This window comes from Streptomyces sp. NPDC002156 (assembly GCF_053593675.1).
On sequence record NZ_JBSFDA010000060.1, the window covers coordinates 43,771 to 56,049 of the forward strand.

Annotated in this window: 9 protein-coding genes; 8 read left to right on the plus strand and 1 reads right to left on the minus strand. The window is 71.6% G+C overall.

Going from position 1 to position 12,279, the window contains the following annotated elements; translation table 11 throughout:
* Positions 1 to 54: 54 nt before the first annotated feature.
* From ACWCRB_RS24045 to ACWCRB_RS24070, 6 genes are all read left to right on the plus strand, one after another.
* Positions 55 to 882 (plus strand): MetQ/NlpA family ABC transporter substrate-binding protein, encoded by an 828-nt coding sequence (locus tag ACWCRB_RS24045; protein WP_450997995.1) that lies wholly within the window; start codon positions 55 to 57, stop codon positions 880 to 882.
* 146 nt (positions 883 to 1,028) lie between these two features.
* Positions 1,029 to 1,667, plus strand: coding sequence for a GNAT family N-acetyltransferase (locus tag ACWCRB_RS24050; RefSeq protein WP_450997996.1), 639 nt, complete (start codon positions 1,029 to 1,031; stop codon positions 1,665 to 1,667).
* A gap of 130 nt (positions 1,668 to 1,797) precedes the next feature.
* Entirely contained in the window at positions 1,798 to 3,015 is a 1,218-nt protein-coding gene (gene cbiE, locus ACWCRB_RS24055; RefSeq protein WP_450997997.1) for a precorrin-6y C5,15-methyltransferase (decarboxylating) subunit CbiE, read from the plus strand.
* A 386-nt stretch (positions 3,016 to 3,401) separates the two neighbouring features.
* On the plus strand, positions 3,402 to 7,118 hold the full coding sequence (cobT, locus tag ACWCRB_RS24060) for a nicotinate-nucleotide--dimethylbenzimidazole phosphoribosyltransferase (protein WP_450997998.1): 3,717 nt from the start codon (positions 3,402 to 3,404) through the stop codon (positions 7,116 to 7,118).
* Positions 7,119 to 7,367: 249 nt separating this feature from the next.
* Positions 7,368 to 8,648 carry a uroporphyrinogen-III C-methyltransferase gene (gene cobA, locus ACWCRB_RS24065; protein WP_450997999.1) on the plus strand — a complete coding sequence of 427 codons (1,281 nt, stop codon included), beginning with the start codon at positions 7,368 to 7,370 and terminating at the stop codon, positions 8,646 to 8,648.
* A 65-nt stretch (positions 8,649 to 8,713) separates the two neighbouring features.
* Complete coding sequence (locus ACWCRB_RS24070; protein WP_369034278.1) at positions 8,714 to 9,532, plus strand: TrmH family RNA methyltransferase; 819 nt, start codon at positions 8,714 to 8,716, stop codon at positions 9,530 to 9,532.
* Positions 9,533 to 9,685: 153 nt separating this feature from the next.
* On the opposite strand, the gene ACWCRB_RS24075 is transcribed toward ACWCRB_RS24070, so the two are convergent.
* Positions 9,686 to 11,134 carry a serine/threonine-protein kinase gene (locus ACWCRB_RS24075; protein WP_450998000.1) on the minus strand — a complete coding sequence of 483 codons (1,449 nt, stop codon included), beginning with the start codon at positions 11,132 to 11,134 and terminating at the stop codon, positions 9,686 to 9,688.
* 196 nt (positions 11,135 to 11,330) lie between these two features.
* On the opposite strand from ACWCRB_RS24075, the gene ACWCRB_RS24080 reads away from it, so the two are divergent.
* Both ACWCRB_RS24080 and ACWCRB_RS24085 read left to right on the plus strand, forming a co-directional pair.
* Entirely contained in the window at positions 11,331 to 11,564 is a 234-nt protein-coding gene (locus ACWCRB_RS24080) for a hypothetical protein (protein WP_081223398.1), read from the plus strand.
* Positions 11,565 to 11,804: 240 nt separating this feature from the next.
* Entirely contained in the window at positions 11,805 to 12,014 is a 210-nt protein-coding gene (locus ACWCRB_RS24085; protein WP_053740242.1) for a hypothetical protein, read from the plus strand.
* The last annotated feature ends 265 nt before the right edge of the window (positions 12,015 to 12,279 follow it).

Consider the following 12,279-nt stretch of genomic DNA (forward strand, 5'->3'; position numbering starts at 1 on the left):
TCCCCGTACCACCCATCACGGGGACAGCCACACCCACATGGAAAGGCACTTTTCGTGCGTAACGCCACAAAGTTCACCGTTGCCGCCCTCGCCGTCGGAGCCCTCACCCTGGGTCTCACCGCCTGCGGCTCGGACAAGGACTCCGCCTCTGACATCAGCGGCCCGCTGGTCGTCGGCGCGAGCACCGTCCCGCACGCCGAGATCCTGAACTACATCAAGGAGAACCTGGCGCAGAAGGCGGAACTCGACCTGGACGTCAAGGAGTTCACCGACTACGCCACGCTGAACCCGGCGACCGAGGACGGGTCGGTCGACGCCAACTACTTCCAGAACCAGCCGTACCTCGACGAGTTCAACGAGAAGAACGGCACGGACATCGTGCCGGTCGTCACGGTCCACCTGGAGCCGCTCGGCCTCTACTCGAAGAAGCTCAAGAGCGCAGACGAGCTGAAGAGCGGCGCCACCATCGCCGTCCCGAACGACACGGTCAACGAGGCGCGGGCCCTCAAGCTCCTCGACGCCAACGGGATCATCACCCTCAAGGACGGCGTCGGCAACGACGCGACGCCCAACGACATCGCCGAGAACCCCAAGAACATCGAGTTCAAGGAGCTGGAGGCGGCCCTGACCCCGCGCTCCCTGGACGACGTCGACGCCGCGGTGATCAACGGCAACTACGCCCTGGAGGCGGACCTCTCGCCCGCGAAGGACGCCCTGGTCTCGGAGTCCCCGAAGGACAACCCGTACGGCAACTTCCTCGCCGTGAAGAAGAGCAACGAGGACGACCCCCGGGTCGCGAAGCTCGCCAAGCTCCTCACCTCCGCCGAGGTCAAGAAGTTCATCGAGGACAAGTACGACGGTTCCGTGATCGCGTCCTTCTAGACCCTTACCGACACGTACGGGGTCCACTCGCTCACCCCGAGTGGACCCCGTTATGCAGTTCGGGAGCCGGATGCTGCATGCTGGGCAGTTCAACAGGCCGTGCGGGTTTGATGGTTCGCAGGTTTTCGAAGGCTATGGAGCGGCGCATGACGAGCACCTTCCCCAACATCTCCATCAGCACGGACCGGTTGGTACTGCGCCCTCTCGACGAGGACGACATCCCCGCGCTGGCCGAGATGATGAACGACGAACAGGTCGCCGCCTGGACCGACGTCCCCCAGCCCTTCACCGAGGCCGCGGCCCACACCTGGATCACCGAGTACGCGCCCGCCGAACGCACCGCAGGCCGCGGCCTCGACTTCGCCGTCACGGAGTTCCTCACCCAGCGCCTGGTCGGCGTCATCCAGCTCACCAGGACCGACTGGCACATCCGGTCCACCGAGCTGTCGTACATCACCGCCCCCTGGGCACGCGGCGAGGGCTACGCCTCCGAGGCCGCGCTCGCCACCTCCCAATGGGTGCTCGGCGACCAGAAGTTCGAGCGCGTCGAGCTGCGCACGGCCGCCGACAACACCGCCTCGCAGCAGGTCGCCCAGAAGATCGGCTGCATCAGCGAGGGCGTCCTGCGGGGTGCCTGCATAGCGCACGTCCGCACCGAGGACGGCACCTGGACCGACGTACGCACCGACTTCATCGTGTGGAGCTTGCTGCCCGAGGACCTCGAAGGAGCCGGTGAGGAACTGGCCGACAACAGCGGTTTCACGTCGTACTCCGACTGGAACTGAACCGAGGGGACGCCACCGGACACGCCGGGCACACCGGGGTACCCTCACGGAGCCCCGAGACGGCCGACTCCGTACAGGACGACACCGTCCTCCCCGAAGACCCGCGCGCACCCTCTGGAGACTGACGACGATGGCCGACCGGGTCACGGTGATCGGCTGGGACGGCTCGCCCCTCACCGCCACGGCACGCTCCGCCCTCGGCGCCGCCACGCTGGTGGCCGGCGCGGCCCACCATCTGGCGCTCCCCGAAGTCCCCCCGGCCGCCGAACGCATCCGCCTCGGCAGTGTCGCCCTCGCCGCCCGCCGCATCGCCGGCCATCGCGGCACCGCCGTCGTCCTCGCCGACGGGGACCCCGGCTTCTTCGGTGTCGTACGCACCCTGCGCAACCCCGAGTTCGGCCTGGAGGTCGAGGTCGTCCCCGCCGTGTCCCCGGTGGCCACCGCGTTCGCCCGCGCGGGCATGCCCTGGGACGACGCCCAGGTCGTCGTCGCCCACCGCCGCACCCTGCGCCGCGCGGTCAACGTGTGCCGCGCCCACGCCAAGGTCGCAGTCCTCACCTCACCCGGCGCGGGCCCCGCCGAACTCGGCCTGCTCCTCGACGGGGTCCACCGCACCTTCGTCATCTGCGAGGAACTGGGCACCGAGCGCGAACAGATCACGGTCCTCACCTCCGACAAGGCCGCCGACCGCATCTGGCGCGACCCGAACGTCGTCATCGTCATCGGCGGCCCGGCCGCGAGCGGCGACGGCGGCTGGATCGCCGGCCGCGACCCGGCGGCGGGCCCGCGCGGCTGGGCGCTGCCCACCGAGGCGTACGGTCATCGCGCCACCGAGTACGCCGAGGGCGAGACGGAGCTGCTGCGGGCCGCCCAACTCGCCCGCCTGGGGCCACGCGTGGGCGACCTCGTCTGGGACATCGGCTGCGGCAGCGGCGCCTTCGCCACCGACGCGGCCCGCAGCGGCGCCGCCGTCATCGCCGTCGACCGGAACGTGGAGGCCTGCGCCCGCACCGACTTCGCCGCCCGGCGCTTCGGCGTCCAGCTCCAGATCGTGCGCGGCGAGGCCCCGCACATTCTGGAGGACCTCCCCGAGCCCGACGTCGTCCGCGTCGGCGGCGGGGGAGCGGCGGTGGTCTCCGCGGTCGCCGACCGGCGCCCGCAGCGCATCGTCACGCACGCGGCGACCCGCGACGCCGCCGAACTCATCGGCCGCGACCTGACCGAGCACGGCTACGACGTCGAGTGCGCCCTCCTCCAGTCCGTCGAGATGGACACCCGGGCCTGGACGGAGAAGGAACGGAGCGTCGCGTTCCTGCTCAGCGGAGTCCTGCCAGACCGCGCGCCCTGACGCCGATTGCCGTCCCGTGATCCTGTTGTCGTACTGCGCGCGGTAGGCTGGCCGACCGTTGCACTGCACTCGGTGGCCCGGCACTTCGTAGCCCAATGTCCGGAAAGCACACCCGTTTTGGGGTGAGTGTGGTACGGCGGAACCGGTAGGGCGCGCAACGTGGCGCAGTCCACAGCGGGTCGTGGCGGATCAAGCTGCCGTTACGGCGGAACGACCGCAAGAATGCCTGTTGATGACGACAACGCCAGTTAATGGCTTTGTCGCCTTTCTGGGGCGGGTCGTTCGTGCCGCTGGGCACGCATGCTCGTTCTTCACTACGGGGCGATCGGTGCGCCGTTCCGGGTGAGCTGGTCGTAGAAGCACTAACCGATGGGCGAGGGGTTCGCATGACCGACACCGGCCAGGTCCCGGCCGAGGGACTGCCGGAGAACGCAGGCATGGTGGAACAGCCGGGCGTTCCCGCGCACGGTGCGTACACCTACCTCTCCGAGACCACCGCCGAGGACGAAGACCTCCTGCTGCTCCCGGGCGCCCAGAGCGCCTGGGGCAACGAGGTCGCTCCGCCCGCCCCCGCGCCCGTCGTCGAGACCGTGCACGAGCCCGGCCCGCACGAGACCGGCGGCCGCGACAGCGGCTCGGTCGATCTGAGTGCCGTCCGCATGGCGACCCAGGCCCCCACCGCTCAGGCGACGGCACCGATCCCGCCCCGCCGCCCGCTGCACCTCGGCCCGCCGACCCCCGACGCCTCCACGAGCCCGGTCCGCTCCCTCGCCGACCGCGGCCCGGCGGGCATGCCCGCACCCGGACGCCAGTTCGGTACGCCCGCACCGGCCCCCGGCCCCGAATACCTCGATGCGCCTCCGCTGCTCGCGGACCCCGCCCCGCAGGGTGCCACTCCCTGGGGCGCCCAGGCCCAGACCCAGACGGCGGTACAGGCCGCGCCGGCCCCGCAGGTGGCCGAAGAGGCGCACCCTGCGGAAACGGTTGCTCCGCTTCTGGCCGAGGCCCCCGCCCCGGCCCCGGAGCCGCTGCCCGAGGTCCCGAACGCCGTCCCGACGCCCCAGGAGACGACTCCGGAGGCCGCGTACGAGACGCCCGAGCCCGCCGCCCACCCGGCCCACTCGCCGGAGGACGCGTACGCCGGTCGGGGCCCCGAGGGCTTCGAGAACACCGAGGCCGCCGCATACGCCTTCGAGGTCCCCCCGCTCCCGGACCCCGCCGTGGCGCCCCCCGTCGCCGAGACCCCCGAGGTCGGCCCCGTCCTCCCTGAGGCCCAGGTCACCCCCGAGGTGCCCCAGGCCCCGCTGGAGACCGAGGCCGCCGCACCGCAGCCCGAGGACGCTCCGATCGCCGCCCCGGAGGCGGCACCCGTACCGGAGGACGTGCAGGTCGTACCGTACGTACAGGTCGTCGCGGACGCGCAGGTCGCGGAGATCGCGCCGGACGCCCCGATGGTGCCGGAGGCGCAGTTCGCCCCCGAGGCCCACCGGATTCCGGCCCAGCCCCTCACCCCGCACATGGCCCCGCAGGCCGCTCCCGAGAGCGAGCCGCAGGCGGTGGACGCCGGTGCTCCCGTCGAGACCCCGGGCATCCCCGTCGAGGCCCAGGGCATCCCCGTGGAGGAGTTCGCGCCCGCGCCCGTCGTGGAGGAGCCCCCGATCGTCCACTTTGCGGACCCGGCGTCTCAACTGGCGGACACCGCCGCCCAGGTGACCGAGGTCGCCCCGCCCGCAGAACCCCAGTACGAGGCCGTACCGGCGGAGGCGCCCGCGCCCCTGCCGGAGTACGCCGAACAACCCCCGGCGGAGCCGCAGCCCGCCGTGGCCGCGGTCGCGGAAGTAGCGGAAGTACAGGCAGGCGTCCCCGAGGCACCCGAAGCCGTTGCCGCACCGACCGCGCCCCTGCCTCCCGCGCCGGAGCCCGTGGCCGCTCCCGCCGAGGAGCCCACCGCGTTCGCGGAACCGCAACTGCCGGCTGAGCAAGTAGGCCACTTCGTCCCGGTGGACGGCACCGTGCCCACGAGCCCGCACCTGGCCCCGACACCCCCGCACCCCCTCGTCCTCCCCCAGGAGAACGATCCGGTGCCCGCACCCGAGCCCGAGCCCGCTCTCCAGGCTCCGCAACCGGAACTGGAACCGGAACCGGAACCGCCCACCGAGCACACCGAGCCCGAGAACCCGGAAGCCCTGGCTCCCGAACCGGCGGTGGCACTCACGGTCGTGGCGGACGAGCCCGAAACCACCCCCGACCCGGACGCCGGACAGATGGCGCAGCAAGCGGAGGACCTGGACACCAGGGCCGCCGACCAGGAAGAGGGCGCAGAGAGCGAAGAGAGCACGGCCGTGGTGGAAGACGTACGAGAGTCCACGGGCCCGGCCGCCCCCGGCTACGACGACGCCGAGCGCGAGGCCGTGCTCAAGGTGATGCGCGAGCGCCGGGACATCCGCAACGGCTTCCGCAGCGACCCGATCCCGCACGACGTACTGCTGCGCATCCTGGAGGCGGCGCACACCGCGCCCTCCGTCGGCCACTCGCAGCCGTGGGACTTCGTGGTGATCCGCTCGGCGGAGACCCGCGCCACGATGCACGAACTGGCCGCGCGGCAGCGAGAGGCGTACGCCAAGTCGCTCCCCAAGGGCCGTGCGAAGCAGTTCAAGGAACTGAAGATCGAGGCCATCCTCGACACCCCGGTGAACATCGTCGTCACCGCCGACCCGACCCGGGGCGGCCGGCACACCCTCGGCCGTCACACGCAGCCGCAGATGGCCCCGTACTCCTCCGCGCTCGCGGTCGAGAACCTGTGGCTCGCGGCCCGCGCCGAGGGCATCGGCGTCGGCTGGGTCAGCTTCTTCGACGAGCGTGAGATGGTCCGCGCTCTGGGCCTCCCGGAACACCTGGAGGTCGTGGCCTACCTCTGCGTCGGCTACGTCGACGAGTTCCCGGAGGAGCCTGAGCTGATCCAGGCGGGCTGGTCCAAGCGCCGCCCGTTGTCGTGGGTCGTGCACGAGGAGACGTACGGCCGTCGCGCGCTGCCCGGCGAGGAGCCGCACGACCTGCTCTCCGAGACCGTCGCCAACATCCGCCCGCTGGACGCCAAGGCGCTCGGCGAGGCGTGGGAACGCCAGAAGCGCATGACGAAACCGGCGGGCGCGCTGGGCATGCTGGAGATCATCTCCGCGCAGCTGTCGGGCCTGTCCCGCATGTGCCCCCCGCCGATCCCGGAACCCGCGGCTGTCGCGATCTTCGCGGGCGACCACGGAGTGCACGCCCAGGGCGTCACCCCCTGGCCGCAGGAGGTGACGGCCCAGATGGTCGCCAACTTCCTCGGCGGCGGCGCGGTCTGCAACGCCTTCGCCAGCCAGGTGGGCGCCGAGGTCTGCGTGATCGACGTGGGCGTGGCCTCGGACCTGCCCGCCACCCCGGGCCTGCTGCCCCGCAAGATCCGCGCGGGCACGTCCGACATGACGACCGGCCCGGCGATGACCCGCGAGGAGGCCAAGGCGGCCATCGAGGTGGGCATCGAGACGGCCCGCGACCTGGTGGCGGCCGGCAACAAGGCCCTGCTCACGGGCGAGATGGGCATCGCCAACACCACGGCGTCGGCGGCCCTGATCTCGGTCTTCACGGACACGGATCCCGCGGAGGTCACGGGCCGGGGCACCGGCATCAACGACGAGACCCTCGCCCGCAAGACCGAGGTCGTCCGCCGTGCCATCGACCTCCACCAGCCGGACCCGGCCGACCCGATCGGCGTCCTGTCGGCCATCGGCGGCTTCGAACACGCGGCCATGGTCGGCCTCCTCCTCGGCGGCGCCTCACTCCGTACGCCGGTGATCCTGGACGGCGTCAGCGCCGGCGCCGCCGCCCTGGTGGCCCGCGCGATCGCCCCCGAGGTCCTGGCCGCCTGCATCGCGGGCCACCGCAGCGCGGAACCGGGCCACGTGGCGGCCCTGAACAAGCTGGGCCTGCGCCCCCTGGTCGACCTGGACCTCCGCCTCGGCGAGGGCACGGGCGCCCTGCTGGCCCTGCCCCTGGTCCAGAGCACGGCGAGGGCGATGCACGAGGTGGCGACGTTCGACTCGGCGGGAGTAACGGAGAAGTAGCGGCCCGCGCGGCTGTGGGCAGTCGTTCCGCCAGGGCGGAACGGGTGGGCACAGCCGCAAACGAACCCGCACGTACGGGGGGTCCGGGGGCGGAGCCCCCGGCTTCGGGAAGGGGCGGGCTTGGGGAGGAGAAACCCCCGCCCCCAGCCCCCACCCCACCCGCACCGTAAAATGCGCACGTCAGGGGCCACCCGCCATAGATCCGCACCGGCTCCGATCAGAACCACCGCAAGAGGGAGCCGCACCCCCATGGCCGAACACCCCGCCTACCCCGTAGGCCTCCGCCTCACCGGCCGCCGAGTGGTGGTCCTGGGCGCAGGCCAGGTGGCCCAGCGCCGCCTCCCCGCCCTCATCAAGGCGGGCGCGGACATCCTCCTCGTGTCCCCGGAGGCAACCCCCTCCGTGGAGGCGATGGCGGACGCGGGCGAACTCACCTGGGAGCGCCGCCCCTACGCGGACGGCGACCTCGCGGACGCCTGGTACGCCCTGATCGCGACCAGCGACACGCAGGCCAACGCCCAGGCCTCCGCCGAAGCGGAACGGCACCGCGTGTGGTGCGTCCGCTCCGACGACGCCGACGCGGCGACGGCCTGGACCCCGGCCACCGGCCACAGCGAGGGCGTCACGGTCGCCGTCCTCACCACGGACGCCAAGGGCCGCGACCCCCGCCACACCGCCGCCATCCGAGACGCGGTCGTCGAGGGCCTGCGCGACGGCACGCTCGTCGCGCCCCACCACCGCACCCGCGCCCCCGGTGTCGCCCTGGTCGGCGGCGGCCCCGGCGACCCGGACCTGATCACGGTCAGGGGCCGCCGCCTGCTGGCAGAGGCGGACGTCGTCATCGCGGACCGCCTCGGCCCCCGCGACCTCCTCGCCGAACTGCCCCCGCACGTCGAGGTGATCGACGCGGCGAAGATCCCGTACGGCCGTTTCATGGCCCAGGAGGCCATCAACAACGCGCTGATCGAACACGCGAAGCAGGGCAAGAGGGTCGTACGGCTGAAGGGTGGCGACCCCTACGTCTACGGCCGGGGCATGGAGGAGGTCCAGGCGCTGGCCGAGGCGGGCATCGCCTGCACGGTCGTCCCCGGTATCTCCAGCTCGATCTCGGTCCCGGGCGCGGCCGGCATCCCGGTCACGCACCGCGGGGTCGCCCACGAGTTCACGGTGGTCAGCGGCCATGTCGCCCCCGACGACGAACGCTCCCTCGTCGACTGGCCGTCCCTGGCCAAGCTGACCGGCACGCTCGTCGTCCTCATGGGCGTCGACAAGATCGGCCGCATCGCCGAGACCCTGGTCGCGCACGGCAAGTCCCCGGACACCCCGGTCGCCCTGGTCCAGGAGGGCACGACGGCGGCCCAGCGCCGCGTCGACGCGACCCTGGCCACGGTCGCCGAGACGGTCCGTACGCAGGAGGTGAAGCCGCCGGCGGTGATCGTGATCGGCGCGGTGGTGAACGTAGGCCCGGAGACAGCTCCGGAGGCAGCTCTGGAAGGAGTCCCCGAGACAGGTCCGGAGACATCGGCGTAACCCCCGGTAACACAACCCGTTCCCAGCCGTTGGCACCGCACCCAGGACAAGGCAGTATCACCCCTGTGGCCGATCTCATCACCGTCGAGGACCCCGACGACCCGCGCCTGCGCGACTACACGGGCCTGACCGACGTCGAACTGCGCCGCAAACGCGAGCCCGCGGAGGGCCTTTTCATCGCCGAGGGCGAGAAGGTCATCAGACGCGCCAAGGACGCCGGTTACGAGATGCGCTCGATGCTCCTGTCAGCCAAGTGGGTCGACGTCATGCGCGACGTCATCGACGAACTCCCGGCCCCGGTGTACGCGGTCAGCCCGGAGCTGGCGGAACGCGTCACCGGCTACCACGTGCACCGAGGCGCCCTGGCCTCCATGCAGCGCAAACCGCTCCCGACGCCGGACGAACTCCTGCAGACGGCACGCAGGGTGGTGGTGATGGAGTCGGTCAACGACCACACCAACATCGGCGCGATCTTCCGCAGCGCCGCCGCCCTGGGCATGGACGCGGTCCTGCTCTCCCCGGACTGCGCGGACCCCCTGTACCGACGCAGCGTCAAGGTCTCGATGGGCGCGGTCTTCTCCGTCCCGTACGCCCGCCTGGACACCTGGCCCAAGAGCCTGGACTCGGTCCGCGAGGCGGGCTTCACACTCCTGGCCCTCACCCCCGACGAGAAGGCCAAGACCCTCGACGAGACCGCCCCGCACAAGATGGACCGCGTAGCCCTGATGCTCGGCGCGGAGGGCGACGGTCTCTCCACCCAGGCCCTGGTGGCCGCCGACGAATGGGTCCGCATCCCCATGGCCCACGGAGTCGACTCCCTCAACGTGGGCGCAGCAGCAGCGGTCGCCTTCTACGCAGTGGCAACAGGCCGTCCCCAACCTTGAGGTGACGCACCCGTGAGGTGACGCGCCCCCTGAGGTGGACGCGCCCCTGCCGCGACGCGGACCTCAGGTGGACGCGCCCCTTAGGGGCGCGGGGAACTGCGCGACAAGCCACAGCGGACCCGCAGCCGACGCACCGGGCTTCCAGCGGAGTACTCAGTCCGAGTCCGACTGGGGCACTCCGGGCGCCAACGGCCCATCGTCACCAGGCCTGTTGTCCAACTGCACCTGCTCGTGCCGCTGCTCCCGCCCGCTTCCACCACTGTCGTCCCCAAGCCCACGACTGGGCCCCTGACACCCCTGAGCCGCAGCGATCCCCAGAGCCACCAGCAGCGTGACGACAACGAACACGAACAACCGCTGCCGCAACAACCGAGGATTGGCGGGCCGCCGCCCGGTCCCCGTGCCACGCGGCGTCGGCCGCCCGGTACCACTGCGCGGCCCGGGACGGCTCCCGTTCCGCGAGCCGGGAACGGGCCGAGCCCCGGAACGGGACGAGGACGAGCCGGCACCACCGCGTGAAACCCCGCCACCCCGAGAGGGACTGTCCCCCCGAGGCGCACCGCCGCCACCCCGGGACGGCACAGCCGCCCCACGAGCCCCGGAGGCAGGCCCCTGCGGACGCCGCTGAGGCTGGGAAGGGGCCTGTGACTGCGAGTGGGGCTGAGTCTGATGGTGATACGGAGGCCGCTGATCCGGATAGCTCTCGGTGAGCCGCCCGGTCGGCCGCTCCGCCTCGGCGGAACGCGGCGCGGGCGGCCGCACGTCAGCCATGCCCTGAGCCTCGCGCGCCGCGATCTCCTTGAGCCGCAAGGACAGTTGGAGCGTGCTGGGCCGTTCTTCCGGATCCTTGGCCAGACAGGCTCGTACGAGGGGTGCAAGGGCATCCGGAACACCCTGGAGGTGGGCCTCCTCGTGCACCACCCGGTACAGCATCACCTCGGAACTGCCGTGCCCGAAGGGCGAGTCGGCCATCGAGGCGTACGCGAGAGTGGCCCCGAGCGAGAACACGTCGGTGGCCGGAGTGACGGCCGCCCCGCGCACCTGTTCGGGAGCGAGGAAGCCGGGCGAACCGACCGCAGTACCGACATGGGTAAGTGTGGACGCCCCGGTGGCCCAGGCGATGCCGAAGTCGATGATCCGAGGCCCCTTGGGGGACAACAGAATGTTGGACGGCTTGAGATCCCGATGGACGACCCCGGCCTCGTGCACGGCGACGAGCCCCTCGGAGAGGGCGGCACCGATGGAGGCGACATCGGCGGCGCTGAGGGGCCCCTCATCGACCACCTTGTCGTGCAGGGAGGGCCCGGGCACGTACTGCGTGGCGAACCAAGGCCGGTCGGCGTCAAGGTCGGCAGCGACGAGCCGCGCGGTGCACCCACCCCGAATCCGCCGCGCGGCGGAGACCTCGCGAGCGAACCGGGACCGAAACTCCTGATCCTCCGCCAGATCCGGCCGGATCACCTTCAGCGCGACCCGCTGCCCCCGCTTGTCGGAGCCCAGGTAGACAACGCCCATCCCGCCCGCGCCGAGCCGTCTGTGAAGCCTGAACGAGCCGACGACGCGCGGGTCCTCGCGCCTCAGGCGCATCATCGCCATGTTCATCCCCGCTGCCCGGTCCGTTTGACGAGCGACAGCTTACGTTTCCCCGGCCGGGTGCGCGCAGAGGCCGCGCCCTCTCGTCCCGATGGATTGTCAGTGCCGGGTGGGAGACTTGAAAGGTGGTCAGGGAGCGCGCGAACAGGGCGGCTTGACGGCGCGTGTGATCCCAACCACCCGTCGCAGAAGGGGGATTGGACCCGTGAAGGGTGACCGCGTGGAGATAGTGGTGGATGCCGGGGACACGACACGTACGTATGAGGTGGTGGCCAGCAGGGCGGGCCGCCGGGTGGAGACGGCGGTACGCCGGGGTGTGGTGGAAGTGAGCGAAGTCACCCGCAGCGGATCAGTCGTCCGCACGGCCCGCTTCATGGCGACCCGAGTCCTGGCACTGGTCGAACAGCCGGTGCCCCGAGAGGACAGCTCGGAACAGTAGGGGACACACCGGGCACCCCTTCCGGGAAGACCCTGAGACCTAGGACTTCGTCTCCACCCAGGGGAGTACTCCGCAGGTCACGGGTCATCCTCCGGGAGGCCCGGCAATCGGTACGAGGGCATGACGACCGCTACCCGTCGGCAGCCTAGATTTGAGGTCAAGCGGCGGGTGCAGCACTCGTCCCCCGAGGTCAGACACCCGCCGCTGCCAACCAACAAGAGAACGGTCAGGAGAGGGACCATGGCCCACACGGCATCGCGGACGGCGCTCCGCACCCAGGGACGCAAGGCGTACGTCGCCGCGTTCCGCCCGCGCCGACAGGGCCAGCGCCACCCACTGGTGGCGACAGCAATGGTCCTTCCTCTGGCAGCCCTGCTCGTGGTCGTCTTCGGCGGCTGGGAAGCAGTGGTCACACAAGCGTCGTCCGTGGGAGTGATGCTGGGGCGCTGAGCGGCGACCCCAGGCCCGGAAGAGCGGTCCGGGCGGGGACATCCACCCATGAAACCCCGTGGGGACGGGGGTGCGGCGGACGGCAAAAAATGCCCGCGCAGCTGGGGAGCTGCGCGGGCATTGCTTTTGTCTTTCGTCTTTCAGCCCGCCCGGCGTTTAGGACGAGCGCGTTCAGCGCGACTTCCCACCCACCCACGTGCCACCACCCCCCAGCCCGTCCGGCGCTTGAGGACGAGGCCGTTCAGGCCGAAAGGGGGGGTCTGGG